This window comes from Eikenella glucosivorans, from assembly GCF_016025525.2.
In the GTDB taxonomy this organism is placed as follows: domain Bacteria; phylum Pseudomonadota; class Gammaproteobacteria; order Burkholderiales; family Neisseriaceae; genus Eikenella; species Eikenella glucosivorans.
Map to the genome: position 1 here is coordinate 1 of NZ_JACSGR010000001.1, position 14,490 is coordinate 14,490.

Below are 14,490 nucleotides of genomic sequence, written 5' to 3' on the forward strand. Positions count from 1 at the left end.
AAGCCAGCCAGATGGCTTGGCGGTGGTGCGGGGTGAGTCGGGTATTTTTGTGCATGTTCATGTTTCAGTATTCTCCTGGAAATACTGTAAACAACGCTACTGATTTCTACACCTTCCCTATATTCAGCATGTTCGGCGCATCAATCCATCCAAACATGTCGGATTAGCCGAAACCTTTTCTTTCAGGCGGCCTCCTGCCGCACCAGCCACTTCGGCACCAGCACCGCCGCCAAAGTGGCCGCCACCACCAGCACAATCCCCAGCCACGACAGCGCCGAAATCCGCTCGCCCAAAATCAGCACCGCCAGCAGCGCCCCGAAAATCGGCCCCAACGCCGACAGAATGCCGGAAACGTTTGCCGACACCGTTTTCATCCCGATATTCCACAAATTATAAGCCAGCCAGCTGCAACACACGCCCAGATACAGCAAGCCCAGCGTGCCCTTCCAGTTCCAATCGATGTGCAGGCTTTCCGCAAACACCAGGCTCGCCGGCAAACACAACACCGGCGCCGCCGCCATCGTAATCGACGTGAAGGCCGGCGCACCCACCTTCTTAATCATGTCCTGAGTGGGGCGCAGCACCGCGCAAAACACCGTGTTGCCGGCAAATATCAGCGCACTGCCCCACAGGCCGACCTCCCCGCCTTCGCCGCCGCCCGCAATCAACAGCGCCACCCCGCCGAAAGCCGCCACGCCGCACAGCCACACAAACCAGTGCGCACGATCATAAAAAAAGAAATGGCCGATCAACACCGTTAAAATCGGGCTCAAGCCCAAAATCGTGGTGGCGCTGGCCGCCGACGTGTATTTCACCCCGATAAACTCCAGCATCATCACCACCACATAATTCCAAAACGACATCCACAGCAGCCCGCGCCAATGCCGCGCCTCAATCTGCCGCCAATAACGCAAACAGGGCGGCAGTGCCAGCAGTGCCGCAATCCCCAATCGAAACAGCAACATCAGCGCCGGATCCATCATGGTGAAGGTATATTTGGCCGCAATAAAAGCGCTGCTCCACAACAGCAGCGCAACAATTTGGTACAACACAATTTCTCCCCCGGCGCATCCGGCCGAAAAATTATAATGTAAACAGTTTACTGCGGCCGCAAAGCGCCCGCAAGCGCGGCAAGGGGCTACCTGAAAAACCTCTGCTTAAAAGCAAATAAATCAACTGCAAACTGTCTCTTTATTGCCTATCAAACAAAGGCTACCTGAATTTTTCAGGTAGCCTTTTCAAGCATTCATTCACATTGCCTGCCCGCTTCAGCCGTGCCGCAGCAAAATTTTAGCTTTGCAGAAACGCACTCCGTTCGTTTTAACTTCGTTGAAACTGACGCTTTAGCTCCGCAGAAACTCACTTCGTTCGTTTTAACTCCGTTGAAGCTTACGCTTTCAGGTAGCCTCTTGGCGGTGCGCCAACAATTTGGGCAGCATCACCGAGCCCACCGTGGCCGAAATCACCAGCACCACGCCCAGCAGCGACAACGCCGAAATCCGCTCGCCCAAAATCAGCACCGCCAGCAGCGTGCCGAAAATCGGCTCCGAAGCCGTGAGCATCCCAGAAAAATTGGCCGACACACTGGTCATCCCCTTGTTCCAAAACGTGTACGACAGCCAGCTGCAACACACGCCCAAATACAGCAGCCCCAGCGTGCCCGGCATATTCCAGCCGATGCGCAAGCTGTCGGACAGCAGCAGGCTCACCGGCAAACACAGCAGCGGCGCCACCGCCATTGATGCCGATGTGAACGCCGGCGCGCCGATGGCCGCAATCATCTTCTGTGTCGGGCGCAGCGTGGCGCAAAACACCACCCCGCCGCCCAACACCATCAGGCAGCCCAGCAGGCTGATGTCGCCGCCCTCGCCGCCGCCCGCAATCAAGAGCGCCACGCCCACAAACGCCAGCAGCCCGCACAGCCAGTGATACCAAGCCGCGCGGTCACGGAAAAAGAAGTGGCCGATAAACACCGTGAGCAGCGGCTCCAGCCCCGCAATGGTGGACGTGCTCGCCGCCGAAGTAAACTTCAGCCCCCAAAACTGCAAAGCCAGCACCACCACATAATTCCAAAACGACAGCCACAGCAGCCCCGGCCAATATTGCCGCCCGATACCCCGCCAATGGCGCAGGCAGGCCGGCAGCACCAAAAGCGCCGCAATCCCCAGCCGGAACAGCAGCATCATCAGCGGGTCCATCATCGTATAAGTATATTTGGCCGCAATGAAGGCGCTGCTCCACAGCAGCACCGCAATGATTTGATAAAGCATGATTTCTTCCTCCGCCAGCAAAACACAGGCAGCCAGTTTACTGCGCGCCCGCAAGCCTTTGCAAGCAAGGCAAAAGGCTACCTGAAAACGAACGAAGTGAGTTTCGCTAAAACGATGTCTTGCGTAGCAAGGCTGAGTTTCTGCGGAGCTAAAGCGCAAGCCTCAACGGAGTTAAAACGAGCGAAACGAATTTCCGCCCGCAACGCCAAATATTTCAGGTAGCCTCCAAACCGCGCCAACGCATCCGCCGCGTTTCAGCCGGCCCCATCCAAACGCCGCCGCGCCAGCAGCCTCGGCAGCAACACCGCCGCCGCCGTCGCCCCCACCACCAGCACAATCCCCAGCCACGACAGCGCCGAAATCCGCTCGCCCAAAATCAGCACCGCCAGCAGCGCCCCAAAAATCGGCTCCAGCGCCGACAAAATCCCGGAGACATTCGCCGACACCGTCTTCATCCCCCTGTTCCACAACGCATAAGCCAGCCAGCTGCAACACACTCCCAGATACAGCAGCCCCAGCACCCCCGGCACATTCCACGCCACTTCCGCCCTCCCCACCGACAGCAGGCCCACCGGCAGATACAGCAGCGGCGCCAACACCATCGACAGCGAAGTGAAGGCCGGCGAGCCGATTTCCCCCACCATCCGCTGCATCGGCCGCAGCACCGCACAAAACACCACCCCGCCCGCCAGCACCAGCGCACAGCCCAGCAGGCTGATTTCCCCGCCCTCGCCGCCGCCCGCAATCAAGAGCGCCACCCCGATGAAGGCCAGCAGCCCGCACAGCCAGTGATACCAACGGGCGCGGTCGCGGAAAAAGAAATGGCCGATAAACACCATCAGCAGCGGATCCAGCCCGATGATGGTGGAAGCGCTTGCCGCCGACGTATATTTCAAGCCCCAAAACTGCAAGCTCAGCACCACCACAAAGTTCCAAAACGATAGCCACATCAGCCGCCGCCACTGCCGCCATGCCAAGCCCCGCCCGAAACGCAGCGCCATCGGCAGCACCAACAGCGCCGCAATCAGCAGCCGGCACAGCAGCATCAGCGGCGGCTCCATCATCGTATACACATACTTCGCCGCAATAAACGAGCTGCTCCATAAGAGCAGCGCCATGATTTGGTAGAACACAACTTCCTCTCTATAAGTCACGTTAAACCCATGATATATTTTTTTACAAGCACAGCAAGAGATTATCTGAAAATATTTACTTAATTAGGCTACCTGAAAATACTAACTTATCACTTTAAAATCTGCAAAAAACAGTGCCAGTTTCAGGTAGCCTTTCTTTAATACGTTTTTAAACATATCAGATATTTCTCAAACAATCTTACTCTAGATCCATGTTGCTCATACGTGATACGTTTAATTTACTCTGACAATTTGAACGTAAGTCCCTTAGGCGCTTCATACAACGAAGAGCGTCTAAATTTAAACCTACCTTTTTTAATAATATGATCTTTATATGCTTTTTTTAGATAAGGATTTATCCTTGGATCAAATAAAAGAATATCAAACAACTCTATTGGATTAATATCAAACTTAAAGGTGTCATATTGACATAACTTATCTCTCCCAAAATAGATAAGCCTTATTTCATCCTCATGTTGAAAAGCTTCTCGTTTATATAGAAGTGATTCTGCAATACCACTCCCATCAGTTTTTAACAGATTTATTTCTTTAAGCTTATCTATTAATTCACTTTTCTTGAAATATTTTACCTGTCCAATAAAACCACGGACTTTTGCAAACTCTCCAACTTGTCCATGCAAAGAATTCAATAATTTTCTAGGAGTTGTAGAAACTCTTATACCATCTTTATTTGGGGAGTAAATACGCCACATTGCATCTGACTCTCTAAGCCAAGTCCAACATTGAGCATATACTGAGTTCCTGGCTGCTATACTAGTTTTTTCTCCCGATATAATAAACGTTGAAGATAACAACGCATTTTCAAAAGGATCATCCCATAATTTTGGTTTTAATAAAGTCAATTTGTTAGTATCCAATATTTCTAAAAATCGGTGTATTGGGAAAATTCTATAAATCGGTTTATCTAGCTTTTCTTCATTTATAAATAGAAAATTCTTTTCCATAATCTACCATATTAATCAAACATTATAAAAACAACGTAGTAGCGCCTTTAACCTTTCATCATTGGGAAGCATATCCGCGTCAAGCCGCTCAACGCCCGGCCACAGTCATTTTTTCCAGCAGCAGGGAGCCGACTTTGTGGGCGCTGCGTTTGAGCGCGTCGTTGGCGGCGCCGGCGATGTTGGGCAGCATGTCTTGCAGGCGGCCGGCGATGGTGATTTCCTGCACGGGGTAGGCGATTTCGCCGTTTTCCACCCAAAATCCGGCGGCGCCGCGCGAATAATCGCCGGTAACCGTGTTCACGCCCTGCCCCATCAGCTCGGTCACCAAGAGGCCGCTGCCCATTTCGCGCAGGAGCTCGGCCCGGGTGGCGTGGGTGTGGTTGAGCACCAGGTTGTGCACGCCGCCGGCGTTGGCGGTGGTGTCGAGGCCGAGCTTGCGGGCGCTGTAGCTGCCGAGGAAGTAGCCGCGGATGATGCCGTTTTCAATCACGAAACGCGGCCGGGTGGCCACGCCTTCGGCGTCGAAAGCGGTGCTGGCCAAGGCTTTGGGCAGGTGCGGCTCTTCACGCAGGCTGAGCGTATCGGGCAGGATTCGGCGGCCGATGCTGTCTTGCAGGAAGCTGGTTTGGCGGTAGAGCGCGCTGCCGCTGAGCGCGCCCACCAGATGCCCGATGAGGCTACCTGAAACGGTAGCGTCGAACAGCACGGGGTAGCTGCCGGTGGGCAGGCTTCTGGCGCCGAGGCGTTGCGCGGCGCGGCGGGCGGCGGCTTGGCCGATGTGTTCTGGCGTGTCCAAATCGGCGGGGTCGCGGGCGAGATCGTACCAATAATCGCGCTGCATGCCTTGTTCGCCGCCGGCCACCATGCTGCAGGAGAGGCTGTGGCGCGAGCTTTTTTGATATTGCATGAAGCCGTGGCTGTTGCCGTATACGTATTGATAATGCCCGGTTTGCACGCCGGCGCCTTCGGAATTGCAGATGCGGCTGTCGGCCTGCTGCGCGGCCTCTTCGCTGCGGCGGGCGAGCTCGGCGGCGGCTGCGGTATCGAGCGGCCACTCGTAATAGCTGTGCAAATCGGGAAATTCGGTGGCCATCAGCGCGGCATCGGCCAGGCCGGCGCAATCGTCGGCGGCGGTGTAGCGGGCGATGTCGAGCGCGGCGCGCACGGTGTCGGCAATGGCTTGGGGCGAGAAATCGGCGGTGCTGGCGCGGCCTTTGCGCTGCCCGGCATACACGGTGAGGTCGAGCGATTTGTCTTGCTGGTATTCGATTTGCTCGATTTCCTGCAAACGCACCTGCACCGATTGGCCGATGGATTCGCTCACGTCGGCTTCGGCGGCAGTGGCGCCGCCGGCTTTGGCCAGCGTCAGGGCTTGGGCGCAAACGTCGCGCAGGGTTTGCTCGCTGTGGTTGAACATGATGATGTGCCTGTGTCGATAGGATGGAAAGGCGGTATTGTAACCGAAGCGGCTGCCGATTTTTCAGGTAGCCTTTGGGCTGCCGCCCATGCTTTCGCTATAATGCGCCTGTTTTCCCGTTCACGGCCACCCCCATGTCCATCCCATTCGACCTTGTTTTCTTCGGCGGCACCGGCGACCTCGTGATGCGCAAGCTGCTGCCCGCCCTCTATCAAGCCCACGCCGCCGGCACGCTGCACGCCGAAGGCCGCATCATCGGCCTCGGCCGCCGCGACCTCGGCCGCGGTGGCTACCTGAAAAAAGTGGAAGAATCCGCCCGGCCGCACATCCCCAACCTCGATGCCCGCCAATGGCAAACCTTTTGCCAACGCATCGACTACCTGCCCGTGGATGCCGAAAACGCCGAGCAGTTCCACCGCCTCGCCGCCCTGCTCGGCAGCGCCGCCGGGCAGAAAGGCCGCGCCCTGGTGATCTACCTCTCCACCGCGCCGCACTACTTCATGCCCATCTGCCGCCACCTCGCCGCCGCCGGGCTCAACCGCACCGAAACCCGCATCGTGCTGGAAAAACCGCTCGGCCACGACCTCGCCTCCGCGCAGCACATCAACACCGCCGTGGCCGCCTTCTTCCGCGAAGAGCAGATCTACCGCATCGACCATTATCTGGGCAAAGAGCCCGTGCAAAACCTGCTCGCCCTGCGCTTTGCCAACCGCCTGTTCGAGCCCCTGTGGTGTTCCGCCCAAATCCGCGCCGTGGAAATCACCATTGCCGAAGAGCTCGGCGTGGAAAAACGCGGCGAGTTCTACGACCAAACCGGCGCCCTGCGCGACATGCTGCAAAACCACCTTCTGCAGCTCCTCTGCTTCACCGCCATGGAGCCGCCCCGCTCGCTCGGCGACAGCGACGTGCGCAACGCCAAGCTCGGCGTACTCAACGCCCTCAAGCCCTTCAACGCCTACAGCGTGCGCGCCGACGTGGTGCGCGGCCAATATGCGGCCGGGCAAATCCGCGGCGAACACGTGCGCGCCTACCGCGAAGAAGCCAACGTGTCCCCGCAAAGCCGCACCGAAACCTTCGTCGCCCTGCGCGCCGAAATCGACAACCCCCGCTGGCGCGGCGTGCCGTTTTTACTGCGCACCGGCAAACGCATGGCCGGGCGGCTGGCCGAAATCGTGCTGCACTTCTGGCCCGAAGCCCACCCCCTGTTCGGCTGCGGCGGCTCGCCTAACCGCTTGAGCGTGCGCCTGCAACCGCAGGAATCCGTCAAACTCTTTCTGCAAATGAAAGCCCCCGGCACCAACCTGTGCGTGCACGAGGCCACGCTCGACCTCGACCTGCTCAAAATCTTCCCCGAGCGCCGCGCCGACGCCTACGAACGCCTCCTGCTCGACGCCATCGACGGCAAACTCGCCCTCTTCATGCGCAGCGACGAGCTCGAAGCCGCCTGGCGCTGGCTGCAGCCCGTGCTCGACGACTGGGATGCGCGCCAACCCGAGCCGCTGCCCTACGCCGCCGGCAGCCACGGCCCCGATGCCGCCATCGACATGGCTGCCGCCTGCGGCGTGGATTGGCGCAACCGCTAAGCCCAATCAGGCTACCTGAAGAAACAATCTACTGAATATTCAGCTATAATCCTGCCACCCGATTACCCAAACCAAGGAGCTTCACCATGAATAACCTCGACGAACGTTACCGCGCCCCGCAAAGCGAAAACACCGGCTCGCGCAGCCAAGGCACGCCCGAATTGTGGAACCCGAATGCGGCAGCCTGCTGGTCGCTACTGTTTTCGCCCGTGTTCGGCGCGGCGCTGCATATGCTCAACGCCCGCGCCATGGGCGACCAGGAGTTGGAAAAGCTGAACAAAGTTTTCATGTGGGGCATGGTGGCCGTTATCCTGTTGTCCGTGCCGATTGCTCTGATTTTCAATCTGAACACCAATTTTGTCGGTCTCGCCCTGCTGGGTGCGTGGTATGGCGGCGTGGGCCGCAAACAGGTGGCGTTGGTGAAGGACGAACTCGGCAACGACTATCCGCGCAAGCCTTGGGGCAAAGCCATCGGCTTGGGTTGTGTCGGCATTCTGGCGCTGCTGGCTTACGGCGCAGGGATGGGCATATTGCTTTACGCCTTGGGCCTGTACACACCCATTCCGGAATAAGCCGATTATATTTTTCAGGTAGCCTCTCAATGCAACGGAAGGCTACCTGAAAACTTGTTCCCCCGTTTCCTTTCCCCATTCAAGGCTACCTGAAAAATATGACCAGCCCCCTTCTCACTTGGCACACCTTCCCCACCCCGGCCGGGCAGGCCGCCGCGCTGGCGCAGGCCGTGGCCGGCTGCCTGCGGCAATGTTTGCGCTCGCAGGGCCGTGCCGTGCTGGCCGTATCCGGCGGGCGCTCGCCGGTGGCGTTTTTCGAGACGCTGGCGCGGCAGGAATTGGATTGGTCGAACGTTACCGTAACGCTGGTGGACGAGCGCCTGGTGCCGCCCGACCACGCCGACAGCAATGCCGCGCTGGTGCACCGACACCTGCTGCAGCAAGCCGCCGCCGAAGCCCGCTTCCTGCCCCTGGTGGATGAGCAAAGCAACGTGAACTGCCCCGCCGCCGCACTGGCTGCCGCCGAAAAACGCTTTCCCGCGCCGGATATCGCCGTACTCGGCATGGGCGCCGACGGACACACCGCTTCGCTGTTTCCGCAAGCGCCGCAGCTGGCCGAGGCCGTGTCGCCCGAATGCCGCGCCAAGCTGGTGCACACCAGCCCCATTACCGCCGCGCACGAGCGCATCGGCATGAGCCTGAACGCGCTTGCCGCCGTGCCGCACCTGTTCGTATCCATTCAAGGGGCGGAGAAACGCGCCGTGCTGGAGCAGGCCGCGGCCAACCCGCTATCTTTCCCGATCGGCCTGCTGCTGCAACGCCTGCAAGACACATCCCACCCAGAGAAATGCCATGCCTACTACGCAGACTAACCCAAACTGGCCGCGCCTGGTGGCCGACATCGGCGGCACCAACGCCCGCTTCGCGCTGGAAACCGCGCCGCTGCAAATCGAAGAAGTGCGCATCCTGCCCTGCAACGACTACCACACGCTGGCCGACGCTGTGCGCGCCTATCTGGCGCAGGTGGGGCTACCTGAAATCCGCCACTGCGCCATCGCCATTGCCAACCCGGTGGTGGGCGACTGGGTGCAAATGACCAACCACCACTGGGCGTTTTCCATCGAAACCACCCGTCAGGCGCTGCGTTTCGACACGCTCCTGGTGCTCAACGACTTCACCGCGCAGGCGCTGGCGCTGCCGCATCTGGCCGCAAGCGAGCTGGTGCAGGTGGGCGGCGGCGCGGCGCTGCCGGATATGCCGGTGGCGGTGCTCGGCCCAGGCACGGGTTTGGGCGTGTCCGGCCTGATTCCGCATGCGGCGGGGCGTTTTGCCGCGCTGGCGGGCGAAGGCGGGCACGTGAGCTTTTCGCCGTTTGACGACACCGAAGTGTTTTTGTGGCAATACGCCAAACGCAAATTCGGCCATGTGTCGGCCGAACGCTTTTTGTGCGGCGCGGGCTTAAGCCTGATTCACGAAGGGCTGGCGGCACGCGAGCAAATCAGCCGCCCCAAGCTCTCCGCCGCCGACATCACCGAGCGCGCCCTCAGCGGCCATTCCCCGCTGTGCCGGCTGGCGCTGGATATTTTCTGCGCCATGCTCGGCACGGTGGCATCCAACCTGGCGCTCACGCTGGGCGCGCGTGGCGGGGTGTACCTGTGCGGCGGCATCGTGCCGCGCTTCATCGACTATTTCCACTCCTCGCCCTTCCGCAGCCGCTTTGAAAACAAAGGCCGTTTCGATGCCTATCTGGCGGCGATCCCGGTGTTCGTGGTGCTCAATAAATACCCCGGCCTGCCCGGCGCGGCGGTGGCGCTGGCCGAGCATTTGCAGGCAAAGCCCTAACTCAGCCGCCACGAACAAAAGGCTACCTGAAAATGCAGCACAACAGGGGGTTCAACCTTGTTGAAGCTGCGTTTTCAGGTAGCCTTTTGCTGCTTTTTTATCCCGCCCCTGATTGTAAAAAGCCGCCAAATATGCTTTGACAATTTTTAACTGCTATCCTAATATCCGCCTGAGGCCTGTTGAAACGACCAGCAGGCCTGTATTAATTGTTAAATTATTTCAACGAGGTAAACAGCTATGGCAATCGAAGTAAACAGCTACTATACCTTGATCGCGGCAACCCTGGTGCTGCTGCTGGGCAAGGTGATGGTGCGCAAAATCAAATTTTTGCAGGATTTCAATATTCCCGAGCCGGTAGCAGGCGGCCTGGTGGCGGCGGCGGCTCTGCTCGCCCTATATGCCGTCCAAGGCATCAGCTTCGCTTTCCAAAAACCGCTGCAAGACACCTTCATGTTGATTTTCTTCACCTCGGTCGGCCTGACCGCGGATTTCTCGCGCCTGAAAGCGGGTGGCGTGCCTTTGGTTATCTTTACCGTGGTGGTGGGTGCCTTTATCTTTATTCAGAACGCTATCGGCGTGGGCTTGGCCAGCGCGTTCGGCCTGCACCCGATGACCGGCCTGATTACCGGCTCCATCACCCTCACCGGCGGCCACGGCACCGCAGCCGGCTGGGCGCCCGACCTGATCAAATACGGCGTACCTGCCGCTGCCGAGCTGGGCATGGCTTCCGCCACCTTCGGCCTGGTGGCCGGCGGCCTGATTGGCGGCCCGGTGGCTCGCCGCTTAATCAACAAAATGGGGCGCAAGCCTTTGTCTGAAGAAGAAACCGGCGCGCTCGACCGCCAATGCGCTTCCGATGATTCCAACAAGCATACCGACGACGTGTTCGAACACGCCGAGCAAACCCGCCTGATCACCGCCACCTCGGCCATCGAAACGTTGGCGATGTTCGCCGCCTGCCTGTCTTTCGCCGAAATCATGGACGGCATCGACAAGCAATACCTGCTCGACCTGCCCAAATTCGTGTGGGCACTGTTTGGCGGCGTGGTGCTGCGCAATGTATTGGTAATGGGCTTTAAATTCAATATGTTCGACCGTGCTATCGACGTGTTCGGCAATGCTTCGCTCTCGCTCTTCCTGGCCATGGCGCTGCTGAACCTGAAACTGTGGGAGCTCACCGGCCTGGCCGGCCCGGTTACCATCATCCTGCTGATTCAAACCGTGGTGATGATTCTGTATGCCACTTATGCCACTTATGTGTTTATGGGCCGCGACTACGACGCTTCCGTGCTGGCCGCCGGCCACTGCGGCTTCGGCCTGGGCGCCACCCCGACTGCGGTAGCTAATATGCAGGCCATCACCGAGCGCTTCGGCCCCTCGCATAAGGCCTTCCTGATTGTGCCGCTGGTGGGCGCGTTTTTCGTGGACATCATCAACGCGCTGATTTTGGCCGGCTTTGTGAATTTCCTGAACTAGGCTCCTAGGCTCCGGCTTAAGAAAACGGCATCCCATTGCGGGATGCCGTTTTGGTTTGTTTGCCGGTTTGAAAGGTTACCTGAATTGTTAGCTTCGCAGAAACTTCGCTGCGCTGCGTTTTCAGGTAGCCTTTAATCCGGTTTTAACTTCGTTGAAGCTTGCGCTTTCAGGTAGCCTGATTAGGCTTCACCCTCTTCTTCCATGCCCACAATCGCCAAGTTGTCGATGCCGGATGTTTGCCCACCACGGTCGCGTTTGCTGTTGAGCTGGATGTTGAGGCGCAGGTCGTTTACGGAGTCGGCGTTTTTCAGCGCGTCTTCGTAGGCGATGTGCCCGGCTTCATAAAGGTCGAACAGGGATTGGTCGAAGGTTTGCATGCCGAGGTCGCGGGAACGGGCCATGATTTCTTTCACGCCGTGGATGTCGCCGTTGAGAATCAGCTCGGCAATCAGCGGGGAGTTGAGCAGCACTTCCACGGCGGCCACGCGGCCTTTGCCGTCGGGCTTGGGCACGAGGCGCTGGGAGATGAAGCCTTTGAGGTTGAGCGAGAGGTCGTTCAAAAGCTGGGTGCGGCGCTCTTCTGGGAAGAAGTTGATGATGCGGTCGAGCGCCTGGTTGGCGTTGTTGGCGTGCAGGGTGGCCATGCAGAGGTGGCCGGTTTCGGCGAAGGCTAGGGCGTAGTCCATGGTTTCGCGGTCGCGGATTTCGCCGATGAGGATCACGTCGGGGGCTTGGCGCAGGGTGTTTTTGAGGGCGGCAAACCAGTTTTCGGTGTCCACGCCCACTTCGCGCTGGGTGATGATGCAGTTTTTGTGCGGGTGGACGAATTCGATCGGGTCTTCGATGGTGATGATGTGGCCGTGGCTGTTTTCGTTGCGGTAGTCGATCATGGCGGCCAGGGAGGTGGATTTGCCGGAGCCGGTGCCGCCCACGAAGATGACGAGGCCGCGTTTTTCCATCACCACTTGTTTCAAAATCGGCGGCAGGTTCATGTTGTCGAACTTGGGGATGTCGCTGGTGATCACGCGGCACACGAGGGCGGCGGCGCCGCGCTGCACCATGGCGTTGATGCGGAAGCGGGATACGCCGGCCAGGCTGATGGCGAAGTTGCTTTCTTTGGTGTTGTCGAACTCTTCGGCCTGTTTGTCGTCCATCAGGGCGCGGGCGATGAGCGCGGTGTGGTCGGCGGTGAGGGGTTTGTCGGTAATCGGCGTGAGCTTGCCGTCGAGCTTCATGGCCGGGGGGAAGCCGGCAGTGATGAAAAGGTCGGAGCCTTTGCTCTGCACCAAGTGGTGAAGCAGGCCGTGGATGAATTTTTTCATCTCTTCGTTGTATGCGGGGATTGCCATAGAGCGTTTTCCATTTTAGTTGCAAATCAATCAAATATATTTTCAGGTAGCCTCATACTCCGGCAGAGGCTACCTGAAAAACCGGCGGCTTATTCTTCGTCTTCCATGCGGCGGAACAGCAACACGGGCACGTTCGCCTGCCGCAGCACGCCTTCGGCCACGGAGCCCATCAAGAGGTGCAAAAGGCCGCTGAATCCGTGGGTGCCCATCGCGATTAAGTCGCACTGCTGGCGCGCTGCTTCCTTAATCAGCACGTCGGCCACGCGCATGCCGTCGTTTTCCAGCGTTTCGATTTCATAAGGCACGCCGGCCTGCTTCATGATTTCCTCGGCATGGTCGGCCACCTGCGCCTCCAGCGCATACAGCTCTTCGGAACGCGGCAGCATCGTGGCCTCGCGCTTCAAATCGCTGAGGTCCACCACATGCACCGCCACTAAGGTTGCGCCCACCGCCTTGGCCAGCCGGCAGGCTTCCTGCAGGGCGTAAACGGAAGTTTTGCTGTCGTCTATCGGAACCAAAATTCGCTGATACATTTTCACACTCCTTTTGTTTGTAGGCGCCCGGGCTGAGAAGATTGCCCCGCCCAAGCCGCCCATCCGTTGCAGTCCGAACCACTTTACCTGTAACGGGATTGTAAAGCAAATCGCCGTTGTTCACAGAAAAAACCGGTTCTGCCCTCAAGCACGTTGCACAGATGTCAGCTTGCGTTTGCCCCGTATCCGATTTAACCAGCCAACGCTAATCGACCGAATTACTACCAATGACTGAGTGAACCGGCAAGTTCGTTCCGCTAGACTGCGCCTTTTCAATTTTTGACAATTATTAAAACCCATATAAAACAGGAACCAATATGACCAAACATTTATTCTGCACCACCATCATCGCTCTCGGCTTGGCCGCCTGCGGCAGCAGCGGCGGCGGTTCTCCCTCCGTGCAAAACAACAATACCCCAACGCCTGCCGCCCAAACCACCTCGCCGGATGCCGAATCATCTGCCGTCAAAAACGCCGGCACCAGCCTCGACTACCGCCGTAACTACGCCGCCATCATTGGCAGCAAGAGCGTGATTGCCGCCCAAACCCTGATGGGGCCGCAGGCCGGCAACAATACGCGTGGCGAGAAAAACCTCACCCTCACCCTCAACGGCCGCAGCTACGGCCTGACCGACCGCATCAACATCGCCGCCCTGCCCGACGGCCTGCTCGAGCTGCCCTATAAAGCCGAGTGGACCTCGCTGAAAGTTGCTTATCCCAGCCCGAATCGTGATGTGAACGTGGAAGAACAGGGCAAAATGTATATCTACCAGCGCCCCTATTCCATGGTATTGGCTACCCGGCCCGACACCTACCGCTACGACGGTGCCAACGATCCAAACAACCGCCTGAACCGCCAAGACACCATGAAAGTACAGCTGGTGAGCGGCCTGCCGGTGAGCGACGCCACTATTAACCGCCTCAGCGGCAACACCTTCAACTATAAAGGCGAGTCTTTTGCCAACTTCGGTTCCGGCTTGGAGAAAGGCGTGTTTGACTACAACATCAACTTCACCGACAAAACCGGCAGCGGCCGCATCACGGGCATGGCTTCCACCGGCGACATCGAACTGCGCCAAGGCCGCATCGGCAGCGCCCAACCGTTCAATCCGATGCTGAACAGTGCCGAACGCACCAAAGGCATCAACGGCACGGCCTCTTCCGAGCGCATGGACGCTTCTTGGTATTACCTCTCCATCTTCGGGCCAAACGCCGAAGAAGTGGCCGGCTTCGTAGAAGGCAGCCGCCGCGGGTCCAGCGGCCAGTGGAATATCGGCGTTAGCGGAACCAAGCAACCTTAAACCTGCCCTGGATACGCCTCTTCTTTTAAAAACAGCATCTCAATAAAACAGTATCCAGTCGTCACAGCTGCAGGCTACCTGAAAACAGACCATACGGTTTTCAGGTAGC

General features: G+C 58.4%; 13 protein-coding genes and 1 pseudogene. 6 read left to right on the top strand and 8 right to left on the bottom strand.

Features of this window, described 5'->3' with window-relative positions:
- The 6 genes and pseudogenes from H9Q10_RS12365 to pmbA all read right to left on the bottom strand — a co-directional run.
- A pseudogene (locus H9Q10_RS12365) lies at nucleotides 1-61 on the bottom strand (helix-turn-helix domain-containing protein); the annotation flags it as partial.
- Nucleotides 62-182: 121 nt separating this feature from the next.
- Nucleotides 183-1,052, bottom strand: coding sequence for an EamA family transporter (locus tag H9Q10_RS00005; RefSeq protein WP_197902002.1), 870 nt, complete (start codon nucleotides 1,050-1,052; stop codon nucleotides 183-185).
- A gap of 345 nt (nucleotides 1,053-1,397) precedes the next feature.
- The gene (locus tag H9Q10_RS00010; RefSeq protein WP_197902003.1) at nucleotides 1,398-2,270 is read right to left on the bottom strand and encodes a DMT family transporter; all 873 of its coding nucleotides are present in this window, start codon (nucleotides 2,268-2,270) and stop codon (nucleotides 1,398-1,400) included.
- Between the two features lie 254 nt (nucleotides 2,271-2,524).
- On the bottom strand, nucleotides 2,525-3,403 hold the full coding sequence (locus tag H9Q10_RS00015) for an EamA family transporter (RefSeq protein WP_197902338.1): 879 nt from the start codon (nucleotides 3,401-3,403) through the stop codon (nucleotides 2,525-2,527).
- Nucleotides 3,404-3,642: 239 nt separating this feature from the next.
- Entirely contained in the window at nucleotides 3,643-4,368 is a 726-nt protein-coding gene (locus H9Q10_RS00020) for a DUF2971 domain-containing protein (RefSeq protein ID WP_197902004.1), read from the bottom strand.
- Nucleotides 4,369-4,456: 88 nt separating this feature from the next.
- A complete protein-coding gene (gene pmbA, locus H9Q10_RS00025; protein ID WP_197902339.1) occupies nucleotides 4,457-5,788 on the bottom strand; it encodes a metalloprotease PmbA in 1,332 nt (443 codons plus the stop codon).
- Nucleotides 5,789-5,919: 131 nt separating this feature from the next.
- On the opposite strand from pmbA, the gene zwf reads away from it, so the two are divergent.
- The 5 genes from zwf (at nucleotide 5,920) to gltS (ending at nucleotide 11,198) form a co-directional block, all read left to right on the top strand.
- A complete protein-coding gene (zwf, locus tag H9Q10_RS00030; protein ID WP_197902005.1) occupies nucleotides 5,920-7,368 on the top strand; it encodes a glucose-6-phosphate dehydrogenase in 1,449 nt (482 codons plus the stop codon).
- Nucleotides 7,369-7,454: 86 nt separating this feature from the next.
- A complete protein-coding gene (locus H9Q10_RS00035; protein ID WP_197902006.1) occupies nucleotides 7,455-7,940 on the top strand; it encodes a hypothetical protein in 486 nt (161 codons plus the stop codon).
- Between the two features lie 98 nt (nucleotides 7,941-8,038).
- Nucleotides 8,039-8,752, top strand: coding sequence for a 6-phosphogluconolactonase (gene pgl, locus H9Q10_RS00040; RefSeq protein ID WP_197902007.1), 714 nt, complete (start codon nucleotides 8,039-8,041; stop codon nucleotides 8,750-8,752).
- Nucleotides 8,733-9,722: a glucokinase gene (locus H9Q10_RS00045; RefSeq protein WP_197902008.1), complete on the top strand. Its 990-nt coding sequence runs from the start codon at nucleotides 8,733-8,735 to the stop codon at nucleotides 9,720-9,722. The genes pgl and H9Q10_RS00045 overlap by 20 nt, the downstream gene beginning before the upstream one ends.
- Nucleotides 9,723-9,959: 237 nt before the next feature.
- On the top strand, nucleotides 9,960-11,198 hold the full coding sequence (gene gltS / locus H9Q10_RS00050; RefSeq protein WP_197902009.1) for a sodium/glutamate symporter: 1,239 nt from the start codon (nucleotides 9,960-9,962) through the stop codon (nucleotides 11,196-11,198).
- A 179-nt stretch (nucleotides 11,199-11,377) separates the two neighbouring features.
- Here the strand turns inward: gltS and H9Q10_RS00055 are convergent, their stop codons facing one another.
- Nucleotides 11,378-12,520, bottom strand: coding sequence for a PilT/PilU family type 4a pilus ATPase (locus tag H9Q10_RS00055; protein WP_238480111.1), 1,143 nt, complete (start codon nucleotides 12,518-12,520; stop codon nucleotides 11,378-11,380).
- Between the two features lie 116 nt (nucleotides 12,521-12,636).
- Nucleotides 12,637-13,080, bottom strand: a complete 444-nt coding sequence (locus H9Q10_RS00060; protein ID WP_197902011.1) for a universal stress protein — start codon at nucleotides 13,078-13,080, stop codon at nucleotides 12,637-12,639.
- 317 nt (nucleotides 13,081-13,397) lie between these two features.
- On the opposite strand from H9Q10_RS00060, the gene H9Q10_RS00065 reads away from it, so the two are divergent.
- Nucleotides 13,398-14,381, top strand: coding sequence for a factor H binding protein domain-containing protein (locus tag H9Q10_RS00065; RefSeq protein WP_197902012.1), 984 nt, complete (start codon nucleotides 13,398-13,400; stop codon nucleotides 14,379-14,381).
- Nucleotides 14,382-14,490: the final 109 nt, after the last annotated feature.

Bases quoted from the DNA above. Each gene is read 5' to 3' on its own strand.
- H9Q10_RS00010 (WP_197902003.1), bottom strand. From the start codon at position 2,270: ATGCTTTATCAAATCATTGCGGTGCTGCTGTGGAGCAGCGCCTTCATT.
- H9Q10_RS00020 (WP_197902004.1), bottom strand. From the start codon at position 4,368: ATGGAAAAGAATTTTCTATTTATAAATGAAGAAAAGCTAGATAAACCG.
- zwf (WP_197902005.1), top strand. From the start codon at position 5,920: ATGTCCATCCCATTCGACCTTGTTTTCTTCGGCGGCACCGGCGACCTC.
- H9Q10_RS00035 (WP_197902006.1), top strand. From the start codon at position 7,455: ATGAATAACCTCGACGAACGTTACCGCGCCCCGCAAAGCGAAAACACC.
- pgl (WP_197902007.1), top strand. From the start codon at position 8,039: ATGACCAGCCCCCTTCTCACTTGGCACACCTTCCCCACCCCGGCCGGG.
- H9Q10_RS00045 (WP_197902008.1), top strand. From the start codon at position 8,733: ATGCCTACTACGCAGACTAACCCAAACTGGCCGCGCCTGGTGGCCGAC.
- gltS (WP_197902009.1), top strand. From the start codon at position 9,960: ATGGCAATCGAAGTAAACAGCTACTATACCTTGATCGCGGCAACCCTG.
- H9Q10_RS00055 (WP_238480111.1), bottom strand. From the start codon at position 12,520: ATGAAAAAATTCATCCACGGCCTGCTTCACCACTTGGTGCAGAGCAAA.
- H9Q10_RS00060 (WP_197902011.1), bottom strand. From the start codon at position 13,080: ATGTATCAGCGAATTTTGGTTCCGATAGACGACAGCAAAACTTCCGTT.
- H9Q10_RS00065 (WP_197902012.1), top strand. From the start codon at position 13,398: ATGACCAAACATTTATTCTGCACCACCATCATCGCTCTCGGCTTGGCC.